The organism is Brevibacillus sp. NRS-1366, assembly GCF_050467985.1.
This window is the reverse complement of the sequence record NZ_JBITPN010000005.1, coordinates 1-16,688: the sequence shown is the minus strand read 5'-3', so window position 1 is coordinate 16,688 and position 16,688 is coordinate 1. Positions and strand designations below refer to the sequence as shown.

Sequence of the window (16,688 nt, the reverse complement as noted above, 5' to 3'; positions counted from 1 at the left end):
GGGAAACACGGTCTTAAGCGTCCACCTCTGAGAAGCGTCATGAATCGGCTACTTTGGACGCGGTTTCCCTTTTTTCATGGAACCGTACAGGGATGACCCCTCGCAGGGGACTGGGGAAGCTGGAGCGTTTGCTCCCTTTTCCTCCTTCTCCACCACAGCCTCACCGACCACTTAACCTAAGGACGCGGGCGCACTTCAACTTCCCGCGTTTTTCTTAATTCTAGTTCGCTATGAAATTGTCTTTTCTCTTTTCAGTGTTTTAAAAGAAGCCAGGTGGAAGACCAAGGCTGGTGAGAGGAAACAGGAGAAATTAGCGAAGGTCTTTGGGGCACCAACCGAGGCAGAGTGGAAAAAGGGAAACACGCTTTTAGCGTCCACCTCTGAGAAGCCCCCTGACCGGCTACTTTGGACGCGAGTTTCCCTTTTGGAATGGAGCCGTACAGTGAATCAACCAAGCCAGTGACCCAAGAACCTGGAGCGTTTTCTCCTGTTTCCTCTCCTCCACAACAGCCCATCCCCACCTAAGCGCCCTCGACGCTAAAAATTAACGCTTGCCCCCCACGTGATAGATATGATAGATTTGATTTTATCGAAAAAGGATATGAGTACTATCACTCATGCTCGTATAATTTTGGGAATAAGGCCCAGCAGTTTCTACCGGGTGACCGTAAATCACCTGACTACGAGTGAAAGAGCGTCTAGGGTTCCGTTTCGCATTTTCCTATGAATATGGGAGAAGGTGCAGAAAGCAGGTCCAAGCGACGCTGGCACGCATGGCGTGTTACACCTGAGGGAGAAAAGCCCAGAGGGACAGGTTTCACTTCGTGTTGGTTTCATGTTGAGCCAGCACGTGACCTGTCCGCTCTGGGCTTTATTTATTTTATACGTCAATTTCACAAGCCAATTACTTGGCGGGAGCAAGGACTGTAGTTTGAAAAGTTGGATGCAAATCGAGGGGGATATACAGATGAAAGAATTGCAAGACCGCATTGTAAAAGACGGCAAGGTGCTATCAGCGTCCATATTGAAGGTAGACGCATTTTTGAATCATCAAGTAGACCCGCAATTGACAATGAATATCGGAAAGCGTTTTGCCGAACTGTTTGCGGACGAGCCGATTACAAAGGTTTTGACGATTGAAGCGAGCGGTATCCATTTTGCGATGTCAACAGCTTTTGTGCTGGGTGTTCCTTTCGTCTACGCAAAAAAGAAAAAAGCGGTCACGCTGAGTGAAGAAGTTTATTCCGCTCCTGTTCATTCCTTTACGCGACAAGAAACGTACCAAATTAGTGTTTCTCGTCAATATTTATCACCTGAGGATCGGGTGTTGATCGTGGATGACTTCCTGGCAACTGGAGCAGCACTGGTAGGTCTGACGCAGATCATTAAAGATGCTGGCGCGCATCTCGTCGGGGTAGGGGCTGTCATCGAAAAAAGCTTCCAGGAAGGGCGTGGGCTCTTGGAGCAAGAGGGTGTACGCATTGAATCGTTGGCTCGGATCCAATCCATGTCGCCAGAGGGAATTCACTTTATTTAAGAGGTACATGGCTCCAATCAAGACAAATCCAAGAGGAGAGAAACAAACACACATGCTATCCAAACAAAAGGTCGTCACCCTAGGATTGCAGCACGTTCTTGCCATGTATGCCGGAGCTGTCGTCGTACCGTTGATTATCGGCGCAGCGCTCCATTTGACTCCGATCCAAATCGCTTATCTGATTGCGGCCGACTTGTTTACGAGTGGAATCGCGACTCTATTGCAAGTTCTCGGGACACGCTACACGGGGATCCGTCTTCCGGTAGTGTTAGGCTGTACATTTACCGCAGTAGGACCGATTATCGCCATTGCCAGTCAGACGAACTTAGCGACGGCGTATGGGGCTATTATCGTGTCAGGGTTGTTCGTTGTTTTCGCCGCTCCTCTTTTTGGCAGACTTCTCCGTTTTTTCCCAACAGTGGTGCAAGGCTCAGTTGTTACGATTATCGGTTTGTCTCTGATCCCGGTGGCAATGACAAATGCCGCGGGCGGTAATGCGAGCATGCCTGACTTTGGTCAACCGCAGCATCTGCTTCTAGCATTGGGTACCCTCGTTATCATTTTACTTATTAACCGCTTCTTTACTGGTTTTATTCGGGCGATTTCGGTACTCTTGGGGTTGATTGTCGGTACGATCGCTGCGTACATGATGGGAATGGTCAGCTTTGCAAACGTGGCTACTGCCTCCTGGTTCAGTGTTGTAGAACCGTTTTACTTTGGGACGCCACAGTTTAGCATCGTGGCGATCCTGACGATGATTTTGGTCAATATCATTAGCATGGCTGAGTCCACAGGCGTTTATTTTGCACTTGGCAAAGTGACCAACACCGAGGTGACCAATAAGGATGTCGTCAAGGGCTTGCGCGGGGAAGGCGTAGCTATTGTGCTTGGAGGTATTTTCAACGCATTCCCGTACACCGCTTTTTCACAGAACGTGGGGCTTGTTTCGCTTACTGGCATCAAATCGCGTGACGTGATGATCGGCGCAGGTGGAATCCTCGTTCTTCTCGGCTTGCTGCCAAAACTAGCTGCACTCACAACCGTCGTGCCGAGTGCTGTTCTCGGCGGAGCGATGATCGCGATGTTTGGAATGGTCGTAGCTTCAGGAATCAATATTTTGTCGCAAGTCGATTTGCGCAAAAACGAAAACCTGTTGATTGCAGCGTGCAGTATTGCAGTCGGATTAGGCTCTGCTACTGTCCCTACCATGTTTGATCAACTGCCAACCTTATTAAAAATGATGATGCAAAACGGAATTGTTACAGGCTCCCTGACAGCAGTCGTTCTCAACATTCTGCTGGTGCACACAAACAAAAAAGCGCAGGACACTTCAGCCGGAGCGATCTCAGAAGCGTCCTGATCGAATCCAAGCGCCATCCTCTGCCAACTGCGGAGGGTGGCGCTTTTTCATTGGGTACCATTTTGCTCTCGCAAGAATTTTCAACTCTATCACAAGTATACAATGGCAATTATTGAGTTAAAAATAACAATGGATGAGGTAATAGAAAGGTTGAGCTATGATGAAATCGATAGGAACGAGTGTTCCGCGGATCGAAGCTGAAAATAAAGTAACGGGGAGAGCTAAATACACAGCTGATTTCTCCTCTCCAGGTATGCTTCACGCCAAATTGCTGACCAGTACTTATGCACATGCCCGAATTATCAGCATAAATACGGAGAAGGCGAGGAGCTCGATGGGAGTTCGAGCTGTACTTACTGGTACCGATATTCCCATTTATGTAGGTCCACACATCGAAGGAAGACCAATTTTAGCTATAGAAAAAGTACTTTATTTTGGTGAGCCTGTCGTTCTCGTCGTAGCGGATCATGAGTATCAAGCGATAGCTGCGTGTAAAAAGATAGAGATTGAATATAGTGCCTTACCAATCGTCCTTACTGCCACTGAAGCACAAAAAGAAAATGCAACACTTGTTCACCCGAATCTTGGCAACTATAAGATTGACCAAAAAGTGCAACCTGAGATTCACACAAATGTAGCAAACCGGACCAAGATAAGAAAAGGAGATATGAATGTAGGTTGGAAACAGAGTGAAGTAATCGTCGAAGAAAGTTTTTCATTTCCCCAAACCGATCATGCGGCTATGGAGACACGCTGCTCAGTCGCCGAGATTTTACCGAATGGAGAGGTAAAAATCTTGACGGCTTCTCAAGCCCCTTTCGATGTGCAAAAGCTGATTCATAAACATTTTTTTGTGCCACTGGAGAAGATACAAGTACAAGTGCCCTTAGTCGGTGGAGGTTTTGGCGGGAAAGCTGCTGTTCATTTAGAATTACTGGCCTATGCCGCTTCAAGAGCAGTAGGCGGAAGAAAGGTGAAGATCGTCAACAGCAGGGAAGAAGATATGATTACATCCCCAACCCACATAGGATTGAATGCAAAAGTAAAATTAGGTTCTACCAGATCAGGAAAATTGATGGCGGCTGAAATAACCCTTGAGTTCATCGGGGGAGCTTATTCCGACGAAGCAGTGGATATTAGTAAGTCGGCAGGATTAAACTGTACGGGTCCCTATCGAATCGACAATGTCTGGTGTGACTCAATCTGTCTTTACACCAATCATACATATGCTACATCCTTTCGAGGGTATGCCCACACAGAGTTAACCTTTCCAATTGAACGGACAATGGATCTTTTAGCTGAAAAGTTGAACATGGATCCTGTTTCAATCCGGTTGAAGAATGCAATTAAACCCGGTGATTCTACGCCTTCGTTAGCTGAATTGAATCGAAGCAACATAGGAGATGTTAGTTCATGTTTAAACAGAGTCAAAGAATTGATTAAATGGGATGAAGGGCAATGTATCAAGGAAGACCAAACAAAAGTTAGAGCAAAAGGAATCGTTTGCTTCTGGAAAACCTCTAATTCACCCTCTAATGCTTCATCCGGTGCAGTCATAACATTCAACAAGGATGGTAGCCTCACTCTCTCTTGCGGTGTGGTTGAGTTGGGACAAGGTACAAAAACGACGCTTACCCAAATTCTGTCGGAACGTTTTAAAATGAGTGAAAGCAAAGTTCATACTATGATGGAAGTGAATACAGAGGTCAATCCTGAGCACTGGAAGACAGTGGCCAGCTCATCCGTTTTTATGGTCGGAAATGCCGTACTGCGAGCTGCCGAAGATGCCATTCAGCAAATCTGTCGAATTGCATCCATTGTATTGCGCTGTTCACCGGAGGATATTGATGTAGCGGAGGAAAGAGCATTTCTAAAAGCCGACCCGCAAAAAGGAGTCCATCTTAGGGATATCGTTCATGGTTACAAATATAAAAATGGAAATACAATTGGAGGCCAGATAATCGGGCGGGGAAGCTATGTCATGAGACATCTCACAACTGTCGATCCAAATACGGGTTCGGGAACACCTGGGCCAGATTGGACAGTAGGCGCACAAGCTGTGGAGGTTGTTTTTGACCAGCGAACGTATACCTATGAGATTAAAAAAGCGATTTCAGTCATCGATGTAGGAAAGGTGTTAAATCCAATGGGCGCAAAAGGACAAGTTATGGGTGGGATGAATATGGGACTAAGTTTTGCTACCCGCGAAGCATTTCATTATAACCAGAATGGAGAGGTACTTGATATCCAATTTAGGACCTATAAAATGATGAGATACGGTGAAAATCCCGAATATGTAGTTGAATTTCTGGAAACCCCGCAAACCGATGGTCCATATGGAGCGAGAGGAGTTGGAGAGCATGGAACCATTGGTATGGCTCCTGCATTAGCTAATGCGCTATCTTATGCTGCCCAAGTGCCGCTTAACAAACTGCCATTGACTCCTGAATCGATCTGGGAAGCAAAAGTAGAGGGCAACAATCATGATTCCGTTTGACTTTGACTATGTAAAGCCTGAATCCATCCAAGAAGCGATCTCCATCTTCCGTCAATGGGATGCAGAAGGGAAAGAACCAAAATACTTCTGCGGTGGAACAGAGATTATTACCATGGCCAGATTATCGCAATTACACACAAAAGGGATCATTGATATCAAAGGGATTCCTGACTGTCGTTTACTCGAATGGCAAAATGATCTACTGGTTATCGGATCCGCTATATCATTGGCACAGCTTGAGGCAGTGCAATATTTTCCTTTACTGAGTAGAGTTTGCAATCGTATTGCTGATCACACATCAAGATGTAAAATTACGATTGGTGGTAACATCTGTGGCAAAATCATGTATCGAGAGGCGATCTTGCCACTGCTTGTTGCCAATGCCAAGCTGCATATTGCAACGGATGATGGGATTAAACAAGTATCAATTCATGATGTAATTGAACGAGAAGTGCAACTGTTACCCCATGAATTTTTGTTGAAGATCGCAGTGGATCGACAGGTTACTACATTACCGTACCTGAGCGAGAAAAGAACAAGAATCGATCGCATCGGTTACCCAATTGTTTCGATTGCTGCTATCCATAATCAGGGTGAGGTTCACATTGCTTTTTCAGGAGTGTGTTCCTTTCCATTTCGCTCAGAAAAAGTCGAGCAGGCTCTCAATGATCAAACGCTCAGCTTAGAAAAACGAATCAGCTCTGCTATTCAAGAATTCCCTGAGTCTGTTATGGAAGATCATCATGCATCTGCGTCCTTCCGGAAATTTATTGTACATAACCTCATGTTAGACACAATAGAACGCTTTGAGAGGGCTTAAAAATGAACAGACATATCCAACTTAACATCAATGGTGAAATAAGGACAGCATTCTGTCGCTGTGCAGACACGTTGCTGACAGTACTTCGTGAACATTTGGGGCTAACAGGAACCAAACCGGGGTGTGAGAATGGGGATTGCGGCGCATGTACCGTCATTATGGATGATGTTCCGCAAAAATCATGTCTGTGGCTGGCAGTAGAATGTGAAGGTAAGCAAATTTCGACCATTGAGGGTCTTCAAAATGCACCAATCCAACAAGCGTTCCTTGAAAAGTGGGCTTTTCAATGCGGCTATTGTACCCCTGGTTTTATTATGAATTGCCATGCTTTAGTAGAAACGTGTCCGGAAGCCGATGAGCTCGAAATAGAAAATTGGCTTCAATCCAACATTTGTCGATGCACAAGTTATCAGGAGATAAAGGAAGCAATTCGGTCTATCCTTGCAGAAAAATAAGCCTTACCTACAGTTATGTTTAGCCGGACGAGGGGAATCGGCTTTTTTTCTTGGCTTTTAAAGCCAAGATCATCGCCCTAGAAGAAATGGATAAACTCGGTTATTTTTGGAATTCAAACCACCCTGGTTGGGCAAAATATGATCTGGGACTGGCCCTTGCATAGTAGCAGCGCTTCCCAAACACAAACAGAGGGAGTGAGAAGTATGGCTAAAAACAACGAGCGCAATCAGAACGGTGCTGGTGGCACCAACAAGACTAACATGGTGGGCGGCAACGCGGGTGAAGCTGTAGGAACCGTAGGTGGTGCTGCTGTAGGCGCTGCCGTGGGTTCAATTTTAGGGCCAATTGGCACCGTTGCAGGTGCCGTTGCTGGCGGTGCATTGGGTAACCAGATGGGTGAGGGTGTAGAGGGTGCCAACAACAACGCGAAAAACGAGCGGGGTACCAGTGGTAACAACGTTGACATGAACCGAACAGAATAAATACCGGTAACACATCTAATTATGAGGAACAGTGGGGTGCAGGAAAAACCTGCACCTCATTAACTTTCATTGTTGAATGAAGATATTGCACACCATTTAGTTAAACAGACCCTTCATTTTTACGAGATGATCTGTTTCATGAATCAGATCACGTAACATTCTTAGAGCCTGCTCTAATTCGGCTTGATCTTCTGTGACTAAGGTCAATATGTTATTTACTGTGTAGGAGTATTTGCTTGGCACCATGCTGAACGAATCGGCGATGGCTACAGCTCCTTTTTCGTTCATCCAGTAAGTTTCGTTAAGTGCAAACAAAACCTGATTCAAGCATGAAACTGACCGAAAACAACATCCAGCGATATAAGATAAATCTTTTTTATAGATACCTTTTCTCCCAATCTCAAGAGAGAAATTTGCCTCCCAAAGAAATTTTTGAATGATCGCTTTTTGCAAAACATGCGGGTATGGATTTGTTCTGGTCTTTAATTCTTCCACAAGACCTGATGGATCCCATAACACCTTACACAACGCTATTTCAGCTAAATAGATCGAATTGATAAACCCATGAGGGTGTCCCGGTTGATAGTCGATTGTAATATCACCCGCGAGGCATTGTTCCATTACTTTTGAAACTCTATTTTGATCACGGTATAAAAAATCGACCGGTTTTTGATTCACTTTTAGCCAGCCGCCACCATTAATCCATGGTCCCCAGTCACCAATTTCTGTTAGTAAGTTGTCTCTGTTATCGTCATCCAAGACGGAGGCTACCCGACGAAGCTGGGCAATGTCTAACCCATTGTTGGCATCATAATAAATACCAATATCAATATCAGAGTTGGGATTTTCAGTCCCCCTAGCTCTTGAACCGCCTAGAACCAGAGCACTCACACCGTCAATTTGCTTTAAACTATCAATCATTTTTGAAATGATAAGTTGCACATCCATACCTCTCACTCCTCAGCCATCAGCGGCAGTCATCTTCACTCAGCCCTAAAACCTGACAATACCAACTGCGTGCCTTTTCAATATCTTTAACGGGAACAAAAATGCTTCCGACTTGTGTTTTGATCGGGCTGGCCTGCGTATTGCTTTGTTTGACATGCTGTTGTTCGTTCATGAATCTACCTCCATGTATCATTTTTAGAGTTCTCGAAAATCAACACCGGTCTGTAGTTCCTCTACATGACTAATAGCACGCTGGACAGTTAATAGCCAGTCTAAATTCCCTCGGAAGGCCATTTAGCTTCATGGGCAGGAGTCAGTCCGGGCAATAACAAAAGTACGGGTAAAAAGAAAAGTACTCGTACACGAAGCAAGAACAAAGGATTAAAGTCTATTTTTTGTCAAGCGGCTGGGCCGCCTCAAAAGCAAAAAACTCACGACTGTCCTCGTTTTATCACCGGCTGGTCAAGCGACGAGTTCCTAAAAAAGCTAACATGGTTGTCTCTCATTTACTTTTACGGATCATTTATCAAATACTAGTACGTAACCAACCTTACAATGAATTAGGTTGGGACTACCTCCCCAAGAAAGAAAAAAGTTTGGATTACTAGGTTCAATGCATCAAAAATCTTGGCTATAACGTGCATCTCCAAGAAGAAATCGCTTAAAAACCCAATTATTGAATTTTTCCTCTCGAAGAAGGAGAGGTTCTTTGTCATGCCTTTTCCAGTATTCATTTTCGTATAAAATCTTTATTTTTGGCTCTTTTCTAAAATATTGTTGCTTTAAATGGATGCGTCTTTACCAATCAAAACCCACCGATAATGGCGGGTTTTGATTGGGTGTATAGTTGAAAGGGACCACTCACAAGCTTTGAGCGATATTCGTAATCTCTTGAATGATGGACTGAACTTCATTGCTGTCCTTGATTACAAACAAATGGTTTGCTTCGCCGCCTATTGGTGGCAACACATCGCCATTATGAGACTCAGCTTGTTGCCGACTAAGCACTTCTTCAAAATTAGAAGCACTCCTGAAAATAGCTGTACTACGCTGACTATTGGTAATTCGAGAATGAAGAATAAAATCGGGAATATCAAAATTAACAATTATGCTTACAAAACCTTTTTGACGAAACCGTTCGAGCAAATCCAAACGACCTTTGCGACCACGATTGGCGTTACATAAAATGAGATGAAAATTTGTTTCATTGACAGCATAATCTACGATTGTTCGAGAGATGGCGTTCTTGAGTGTATTTACTCCTTGTTTAGGTAGCAAGCTTTTATAATATGTGTTGATAAATTCAGCATGGTTATCTCGGTCAATCACAACTGAGTTGTGTAAGTGCTGTTCTAATTCTTTAGCAAATGTAGTTTTCCCGCTATGAGTTTTACCGACTGTAATTATCACTAACCTTTTCATAAATGCAACTCCATTCTCAAAAATTAAGTTCATCAAAGCTGGCTGTTAGCTTAGAAATCAAATGGTTGTTTTGCCCCACCCATCATGCTGTCTTAAATGAACATACTGGTGAGAATACCGCTTCTTTGCATTCTTCAAGGACTATTAAACGTTTCATCATTTTCTTGCTCATCTGTTTATGTAACTCTAAGAAGCGGAACCAGAACAAATAGTTGTCAATGTAGTGGGTTCCGACGCCGTTAAACCGCTCCATCGATTTCTTTAATCGCTGATGGTAAGCGTTGACGTGCTGAGTGTGGTAGATGCCTTTTTTGAGCCGTACGCCTTTATTCCCATTTAAAACTTCATGCTGGATATCTTTCTTCTTTGCGAACAACTTGTAATTGGTCGCTGAGTCTGTGTAAAGAACGACATCAGAATCTAAACACCCGCTTAAAACCTTGTCAATTTCATCAGCAGTAATCCGCCCTCTGCCAGCCACTTAGGAGAGGAATATTACCACTTCTGTCGTGGGCGACGATAACACTGATTTGTTCATTACTAATACCCCGTTTGCTGGCTACACCACCGCGTTTTCTGGGCTTGCGATGGGTAATTTGCTTTTTCTCTTTATCGCTTTCGAGAAAGAAGGTTTCATCGCTTTCAATTATGCCTTTGAGCTTTGTAAAGCCTTGGGAACGGATGGCATTTAAGATTTTATGCCGCCAGTAGAAAGCGGTTGCTACATGAATGCCGAGTTCTTCTGCAATTTTAGGCAGACTAACACCTTCAAGCATTAACTTGAAGTAATTTAACCATTTATGGGGATAATGCGAACCTGGGATTGGGCTTGCAGTCATATCATTAAATGTTTTCCGCAGTCCTTTCAGAGATATCGCTGGCGGGAACGATACTTTCCTTTACTTTTTACGGAGATACTTCCGCAATGGACGCATGCAAGACCATTGCTGAATCGCACTTCGCGAATATCGCCAACCATACTGGTAATATCCACTCTGGATTCAGGAAAGAGTGTGGCTTGTATGGCTTGAAAGAGTTGCAACTGTTCCGATTGTGGCAACTCATCGAAATGTTCATATAACTCTGATCAATCCATGCGAACATCCCCTGTGATGCAAACTAATGTTCCCGTCTATTATAGCAGAAAGGGGATTAAGCAACAATCTTTATGAAAAGAGCCTTATTTTTTTAGTCGAAATGGCCCAAAACAAAATCAGAAAAAGACCCAGAGCTAGTGTGAGGAAAAAGGAGAAATAAGCGAAAGGTCTTTGGGACCCTACCGAGGTGAAATGGAAAAAGCGAAACCGCCTTTAGCGTCCACCTTTGAGAAGCGTCGTGAATCGGCGGCTTTGGACGCGGGTTTCGCTTTTGGAATGGAGCCGGACAGTATTAACCTCCGAGCAAGTGTCCCAAGAAGCTTGAGTGTTTTCTCCTTTTTCCTCTTCTCCACAACAGCACGATCAAGTAATTTGCCTTTTTCTTTAAGGATCGCCGAAGTAAAAACAGGCAGTCTTGCCGCGCCAGATGCCCCATGGCCTTATCCAAGTATGGCATACGATGGCTATGTAAGTCATTTCCGTTAGAAAGGAAGGGGAGCTATGGCTACCTTTCGGGAAGCGATGCTAGCCAAAAGACATCTGGTCAAGCGCTGGAAGAAGATGCCCGGTGTTGTCGGTATTGGGATCGGGTTTGCAAATGCGAAAGACAGAAAAGGGGGAGCATGCATTGTGCTGTACACGAAAAATGCAAGTACAGCAGTTAAACGGAACTGTCCACGCTGTGTCCTGGTTCGCAGTACAAAGGCGAGCATCCGTGTATCCGTTCCCGTACGGACCATCACGTCAGGTCGATGCTGCTGCCATTACAATGTTCTCCCCACAGTCGGAGGGAGTAGATATCGCCGCAGAATCAGGCCCGTTGTCGCAGGATATAGCGTAGGGTATCCTGGAGCATCTGGTACAGCGGGACTGATTGTTTCGCGTGCATCCAGGGCCGCACGTAGGTATCTGCTAAGCAACAACCATGTGCTGAATAAAAACAATTCAAGTGGCTATACAGAGACGATTCAACCGGGCGGCGCAGACGGGGGACGATCAGGAAGGGACCGAATTGGACGATTGTACCGCTTTGTACCATTGCGCAAGAATGCGGACAATTACATGGATGCCGCCCTATCAATCCCGACGTCAAATCGACTCCTTGCCGCACGATATGCCACAGTCGGGAGGGTACCGGGCCATATACGCTCGTACGCAGTAGGAAGTCGATTTAAAAAAGTGGGGCGGTCATCGGGACGAGTCAGCGGAGTGGTGGAGTCGATTCATACCGATATTGACGTTGATTACGGAAGCTATGGTGGTCTGGGAACCATCCGCTTTCGAAATCAAACGGTAGTCAGGGGCTCGGTACCCGTTTCTTTGCCAGGTGATTCCGGTTCAGTCTGGCTTACGACAAACAACTTTGCGGCAGCAGTCAACTTTGCTGGCTCTGAAGATGGCAGACGATCCATTTCATTTCCGGTTCATTGGGCCATGCAGGCGTTTGCTATCCGTGTAGCTCGAGCAGCAGGAAGGCTTGGTTTCGTACGAACTAGCAAAAAGAACAAGAATCCAGGGCGTACCCGTCCGTTATCAGCTGCCCAGCTTAGACGTATTGTGACCAGGAAGGCTCTGCTGACAAAGCGCAAAAAGCGAATGATGCTTGAATAATCTTCTTCGTTGTAGCCTGTTCTAGCGTTGCAGTGGCATTTTTCTGCCACCTGCACAGTAGAATGGGCTACTTTTTGTACGCTAGCTACATAGGCATCGTCCAGTCAGGAAAAGCTGGCTGAGCCCCTATTAGAAGAAAATCATGTGTTCCTTTTCATCGCGGTAGTAGGAGAGTCGATCCTGAAGAGTGCCTGTGTGCAGCTCAAACTTGTGCCCATCGGGATCTGTAAAATAAATGGAACGTTTGTCTCTCTCATCGCGTTCACGTCCGGGCAAGATGTTGACACTATGATGCTCCAGGTGTGACCTCCAGGCATCAAACGAATCCTCGTCGATAGAAAAAGCCAAATGCGTGTAAGAGTGCGCAATCTCATTACGTGGGATGTTTGGCTCTTCATTGATGGCCAGCCAGTAGCCATTCAGATCAAAATAGGCAAGCTTGCGTCCGCGTACAAGTGGTTTTGCCCCCATGACGTCACGGTAAAAGCAGAAGGATCGCTCCAAATCGGAGACAGAGAACAACAGATGGTTAATCCCGGTTGGTTTCAGCAAAGTGAATCCCCTCTTTCGCAATAGCGTTATCAGATCAACTACTACGCTCATTGTAAAAGAGAGGGCAAATTTTTACTATCACTCGCTTCATCAGACAAAAAAACAGGCAAACCCGTAGGTCAAGGGTCTGCCTGTTTTTTTTAACGTGTAAGAAAGCTTAAGTGCTTCACCGTATGAAAGCAATCCTGCTTAAACTTTCCGGATCGCATAACAAGGTGCCTCAGCGTTCGCATCCAGCATTACTTCGGTAAAACCTTCCACTAAAACGCGGTCGCTCATCCTTGAGCAGGCATCGCTAAAGGTTTTATTACGTGAAAGAATTTATAAGCGCGACCGCTTATGGATTCTGGAGCGCATGAAAACTTTCCGCTAAAACGCGGTCGCTCCTCCGTGAACATGCCTCGATAGAGGTTTTTTTAAGATTGTTTTTGTTGCTGTTGTTGCTGGGTTTGCGTTTGGATCGAGGATTGAACTTGGGAAACCATCGTTTGTGCCTGAGCAATTTCTTGCGATGCTTGTTTCAGCGCTTCTTCAGCTAGCTGCGGATTGGCGGCAGACTGTTCAATCGCTTGGGTAATCATTGATTTTGCAAGCGTAGCAGAAACTTCAGCTTTTTTGAGTGAGTCGGTGTTGATTTGGCTAGGCATAGTCGTCCTCCCTTGGGAAAGTATTCTTTGGCACACCATGCTACTATGTCCTTCTTTGATGGTAAATATGCAGGCAGGTAAGAGTCCAACCGCATATCGGGCTGAATGCATACCCTTTTAGGAAGGAGGGATGCCTCATGAAAAAGAAGTGGGTTCAAGTAGTCCGGCAGGCAGAGCAGGCTTTTTGGACCATCGTTTTCTCCGCAACCAAACAAGTGGGTGAGCGCGGGAGAATTTTGCCGCAGCGTTTTAATTCCAAGATAAAAATCTGTAAATTTTTCCAAAAGAGGTTGACGCCCTGTCTGGCAAGCCGTGTCATGGACAATCTCGATTTGCGCACAATCCACCGTCAGCTCGCTGTTCCAGTAGGGGATGGAATCGGGGCTCCGCCCATTGTCAAATCTCAGGTGCTCTCAAAAAACGGGAGATGTGTTACGCTTGCTGTCTGGTTTGCTTTCGATCCGAGTGATCGTTTTTTTCGTGTGTACCAACTGAAAAAACGCGCGGATGGACGCTGGATTGTGGTCGGTCGCCATCCATTGGATTATCCGTTCAATCTTCCTGATTGGTAAAAAAATCCGGTATTGCTTTTGGCCGCTAGGAGGAGTATATTAATTATTTTATGATGCAATTAGCGAAAATTGTCGAATGACGTGATTGGATCAACTTGGGAGAAACTGCCCAGGGCGATATGCCGGTATGGCGGAATTGGCAGACGCGCGCGACTCAAAATCGTGAGCGTAAGTCAAAGGTTTATGCGCTAAAGCCTTGGTATTACTGGATTTTTCAAAATGTGTTTCGAAAGTTCTCTCCTGTAGTTCTCTCCTTTGTCCAGAGGAGGAGCGATGGAGACTATAAAATGTGCCGGTGTGGCGGAATGGCAGACGCGAACGACTCAAAATCGTTTGGGGAGACCCGTGGAGGTTCGAGTCCTCTCACCGGTACCACATTAACTACTAACATTATGAGCTTTTTTATATTTTGATTACTCCACTCGTGGAGTAATCACTGTGGCCTAACCCCTCCTGAACTTCTTTCATACTTACACCATTGCTTAAAAGCAGTGTGGCGCAGCTATGTCGAAGATCATGATACCGGATATGCCGCATATTGTTTTTTTCAAAACAAGTGTGAAATGTTGTGTGATGTAGTTAGGTTTGATTCGATTGCCCATTTCATCTACGTAAATATAGCCCAGATAGTCCTTACAATACGATTCCCTGCAGAGTTGCTGGTTTTCCACCTGCTGCTGCTTTAGGATCATCAGAAGGTCGTAGAAGGCGTCTACGAGCGGAAGCGTGCGTCGGCTCGATTTGTTCTTTGTTCGGTCTTTTGCAATTGTAATCAGCTTCCCATCCAGGGAGCCAGTTGTAACAGTATGTTTGATTGTAATGGTTCTGTTTACCAGATCAATAGCCGACCATTTTAAACCGATGACTTCGCTTCATCTTAGGCCGTAAAAAGCAGCCAAGATGACACCAAGTTCAATCTTTGTTCCCTTTACCATTTCTAACAGTTGATTGACTTCCTCAGCGCTATATGAGCTGTCAACGAACGGTTCTTTCTTCGGCCGAATAATCTTATCAGCGGAATTGGTTTTAATGCGCTCCGTAATATAAGCTTGTTGAAGTGCTGAACGAATATTGGCGTGATAATGAATGATGGTGTTGGCTTTTACTCCCCATTCCTTTAAGGCATGATTGTAGAAATCTTGAATATGATGTGGCTTCAACTCCTGAAGCGTGATGCCTTTTTCACGAAAGTAGGGAGCAATACGTTTCTGTACTGCATTGGCATAGGATATATACGTGATTAGTTCAATGCTTGGCTTTACGGTTTCTAGCCAATCCAGCATGTAATCGGCGAATAAGGTTTGATCGATATCCTCCGAGTTTTCTTCTTTTACGATGGGAACAGAAATGTTTTCTTCAGTCTGCCATTGCTTGTCTCCTTTCCGTCTAAATTGAGGTATGTACAGAACGTTCTCGGGGACGTACAGCGGATCGAGGGCAGTAGAAAAAGTCAGTTCTCGTGAGAAAGCACTGCTTCTTTTGCAATAAAATCTGCTTCAAGCTGCCGCTGGCAAACGGCATCATAATCTCGATCTTTATCGAAGCTCTCCCGCATCCGAGCGGGCTGCCCTCAATACAGTGACGCTGGCCGGGCAGAAGTATCATAATCTCTCTAACCGATCATTGCGATTCAACCCGCCACAGGTTGATTACAGCCGGAAGTAAATCGTTCGGATCCCAAGTGAGTCAGACCGTCATGGCGCTTCCGCTTCGTCGCTTCTGTTCTTCTGTTATTCACAGGGCTAGAGGAATGTACTTGAAACAAAATGTATGCAGTTATCAAAGAACATCTTCGACAGCAAACTCCTTTGCTTGTGCCGTCATATACTAAATGGTGGTAGGTAAAAGAAAAAGCAACCGGAAATTGGTATAAAAAAAACTTCAGGCTAATTCTTTGTAGCTTGATTTGAAAATAGGAAAGTAGAAGTATGGAGATATTTCTGCTTTCCTATTTGAGCATTTGGAACAACTTCAAGCCTAATTCGCTCTGAGAAAGCTGAGTTAAGAAAACTTGATGATTCTCATGCAGTTCACGATGTTATTATGGTAAAACACTATAATGAATGTAATGGCTTGATCCTTCCTTGTGTAAACGTAAAATAGTCCCCACCGGGTGATCAGGTGGAGACTATTTTATACCTACTTGGCAAAACCGTTCTGCTTTACGCCAATGGCGGTCGCGCCTATCCGAGACCCGACCGCTCTTGTTGCGCCGACCACGGTAGCCGAGTTAGTCCGCGTGTGCGACGGCGCTTATTTCAATCAATTGCTCAGGGAATGCAAGATAAGTCACCCCGATGAGACTGCCGGCAGGCCGGTGTTGTCCCACGTATTCCTTGAACAGCCGGATGACCGGCTCGGAATGTTCTTGAGCGTTTGTCAAATAGATCCCACATAAGCGAGGTTCGACCTCGTGACATCAAATCCCGCCAGCACGCGATCAAGATTTTCCAGCGTTTTCCGGGTCTGTGCCTCGATATCGCCTTCGCCAACGAACGTGCCCTCTGTGTCGTGGGAAAATTGTCCTGAAATGTAGATAGTCCCGTTTACGGAGTAACCCTGGGTGATTCCGTGATCCCAAAGATCGTAATTGTAGGTTTTGACATTTGTCATTTCTTTCTCTCCTTTACTTAAAGTAAAGTTAGTATAGAATGAAAGCATATAAAGTAAGCGTCAAACCCAGCCCA

At 45.2% G+C, this 16,688-nt stretch carries 17 protein-coding genes, 1 tRNA gene, 2 pseudogenes and 1 riboswitch; of the genes and pseudogenes, 11 read left to right on the top strand and 9 right to left on the bottom strand.

Annotated elements, in window-relative coordinates; genetic code table 11:
- The first annotated feature begins 601 nt into the window (after window positions 1-601).
- Window positions 602-703, top strand: a riboswitch (purine riboswitch).
- 264 nt (window positions 704-967) lie between these two features.
- The 6 genes from ACIFQN_RS03140 to ACIFQN_RS03115 all read left to right on the top strand — a co-directional run bounded on the left by ACIFQN_RS03140 (window position 968) and on the right by ACIFQN_RS03115 (window position 7,152).
- The gene (locus tag ACIFQN_RS03140; RefSeq protein WP_429831572.1) at window positions 968-1,537 is read left to right on the top strand and encodes a xanthine phosphoribosyltransferase; all 570 of its coding nucleotides are present in this window, start codon (window positions 968-970) and stop codon (window positions 1,535-1,537) included.
- Window positions 1,538-1,589: 52 nt separating this feature from the next.
- Complete coding sequence (locus ACIFQN_RS03135) at window positions 1,590-2,897, top strand: nucleobase:cation symporter-2 family protein (protein WP_429831571.1); 1,308 nt, start codon at window positions 1,590-1,592, stop codon at window positions 2,895-2,897.
- A 160-nt stretch (window positions 2,898-3,057) separates the two neighbouring features.
- A complete protein-coding gene (locus ACIFQN_RS03130) occupies window positions 3,058-5,394 on the top strand; it encodes a xanthine dehydrogenase family protein molybdopterin-binding subunit (RefSeq protein ID WP_429831570.1) in 2,337 nt (778 codons plus the stop codon).
- Entirely contained in the window at window positions 5,381-6,214 is an 834-nt protein-coding gene (locus ACIFQN_RS03125) for an FAD binding domain-containing protein (RefSeq protein ID WP_429831569.1), read from the top strand. The genes ACIFQN_RS03130 and ACIFQN_RS03125 overlap by 14 nt, the downstream gene beginning before the upstream one ends.
- Before the next feature lie 2 nt (window positions 6,215-6,216).
- Window positions 6,217-6,669, top strand: a complete 453-nt coding sequence (locus tag ACIFQN_RS03120; protein WP_429831568.1) for a (2Fe-2S)-binding protein — start codon at window positions 6,217-6,219, stop codon at window positions 6,667-6,669.
- Window positions 6,670-6,807: 138 nt separating this feature from the next.
- Entirely contained in the window at window positions 6,808-7,152 is a 345-nt protein-coding gene (locus ACIFQN_RS03115; protein ID WP_429831567.1) for a hypothetical protein, read from the top strand.
- Between the two features lie 96 nt (window positions 7,153-7,248).
- On the opposite strand, the gene ACIFQN_RS03110 is transcribed toward ACIFQN_RS03115, so the two are convergent.
- Window positions 7,249-8,100 (bottom strand): nucleotidyltransferase domain-containing protein, encoded by an 852-nt coding sequence (locus ACIFQN_RS03110; protein WP_429831566.1) that lies wholly within the window; start codon window positions 8,098-8,100, stop codon window positions 7,249-7,251.
- Window positions 8,101-8,119: 19 nt separating this feature from the next.
- A complete protein-coding gene (locus ACIFQN_RS03105; protein WP_429831565.1) occupies window positions 8,120-8,272 on the bottom strand; it encodes a VOC family protein in 153 nt (50 codons plus the stop codon).
- Window positions 8,273-8,376: 104 nt separating this feature from the next.
- Here ACIFQN_RS03105 and ACIFQN_RS03100 point away from each other — a divergent pair, with 104 nt between their 5' ends.
- The gene (locus ACIFQN_RS03100) at window positions 8,377-8,637 is read left to right on the top strand and encodes a transposase (RefSeq protein WP_429831702.1); all 261 of its coding nucleotides are present in this window, start codon (window positions 8,377-8,379) and stop codon (window positions 8,635-8,637) included.
- Window positions 8,638-8,961: 324 nt separating this feature from the next.
- On the opposite strand, the gene ACIFQN_RS03095 is transcribed toward ACIFQN_RS03100, so the two are convergent.
- Both ACIFQN_RS03095 and ACIFQN_RS03090 read right to left on the bottom strand, forming a co-directional pair.
- The gene (locus ACIFQN_RS03095; RefSeq protein WP_429831564.1) at window positions 8,962-9,522 is read right to left on the bottom strand and encodes an AAA family ATPase; all 561 of its coding nucleotides are present in this window, start codon (window positions 9,520-9,522) and stop codon (window positions 8,962-8,964) included.
- A gap of 82 nt (window positions 9,523-9,604) precedes the next feature.
- Window positions 9,605-10,582 (bottom strand): annotated as a pseudogene (locus ACIFQN_RS03090) (IS1595 family transposase).
- A gap of 229 nt (window positions 10,583-10,811) precedes the next feature.
- On the opposite strand from ACIFQN_RS03090, the gene ACIFQN_RS03085 reads away from it, so the two are divergent.
- Both ACIFQN_RS03085 and ACIFQN_RS03080 read left to right on the top strand, forming a co-directional pair.
- Window positions 10,812-11,105 carry a hypothetical protein gene (locus ACIFQN_RS03085; protein ID WP_429831563.1) on the top strand — a complete coding sequence of 98 codons (294 nt, stop codon included), beginning with the start codon at window positions 10,812-10,814 and terminating at the stop codon, window positions 11,103-11,105.
- Window positions 11,106-11,120: 15 nt separating this feature from the next.
- Window positions 11,121-12,230, top strand: a complete 1,110-nt coding sequence (locus tag ACIFQN_RS03080; RefSeq protein ID WP_429831562.1) for a hypothetical protein — start codon at window positions 11,121-11,123, stop codon at window positions 12,228-12,230.
- Window positions 12,231-12,359: 129 nt separating this feature from the next.
- Here ACIFQN_RS03080 and fosB read toward each other — a convergent pair whose 3' ends face one another.
- Window positions 12,360-12,779, bottom strand: coding sequence for a metallothiol transferase FosB (fosB, locus tag ACIFQN_RS03075; protein WP_429831701.1), 420 nt, complete (start codon window positions 12,777-12,779; stop codon window positions 12,360-12,362).
- Between the two features lie 419 nt (window positions 12,780-13,198).
- A complete protein-coding gene (locus ACIFQN_RS03070; protein ID WP_429831561.1) occupies window positions 13,199-13,429 on the bottom strand; it encodes a hypothetical protein in 231 nt (76 codons plus the stop codon).
- A gap of 137 nt (window positions 13,430-13,566) precedes the next feature.
- Between ACIFQN_RS03070 and ACIFQN_RS03065 the strand changes: the two genes are divergently transcribed.
- Both ACIFQN_RS03065 and ACIFQN_RS03060 read left to right on the top strand, forming a co-directional pair.
- Window positions 13,567-14,001, top strand: coding sequence for a hypothetical protein (locus ACIFQN_RS03065; protein ID WP_429831560.1), 435 nt, complete (start codon window positions 13,567-13,569; stop codon window positions 13,999-14,001).
- A 291-nt stretch (window positions 14,002-14,292) separates the two neighbouring features.
- Window positions 14,293-14,376 (top strand) — tRNA-Leu (locus tag ACIFQN_RS03060).
- A gap of 27 nt (window positions 14,377-14,403) precedes the next feature.
- Here ACIFQN_RS03060 and ACIFQN_RS03055 read toward each other — a convergent pair.
- The 3 genes and pseudogenes from ACIFQN_RS03055 to ACIFQN_RS03045 all read right to left on the bottom strand — a co-directional run bounded on the left by ACIFQN_RS03055 (window position 14,404) and on the right by ACIFQN_RS03045 (window position 16,614).
- Entirely contained in the window at window positions 14,404-14,538 is a 135-nt protein-coding gene (locus ACIFQN_RS03055; RefSeq protein WP_429831559.1) for a tyrosine-type recombinase/integrase, read from the bottom strand.
- Window positions 14,539-14,873: 335 nt separating this feature from the next.
- Entirely contained in the window at window positions 14,874-15,284 is a 411-nt protein-coding gene (locus ACIFQN_RS03050) for a phage integrase SAM-like domain-containing protein (RefSeq protein WP_429831558.1), read from the bottom strand.
- Between the two features lie 947 nt (window positions 15,285-16,231).
- A pseudogene (locus ACIFQN_RS03045) lies at window positions 16,232-16,614 on the bottom strand (RidA family protein).
- Window positions 16,615-16,688 lie beyond the last annotated feature (74 nt).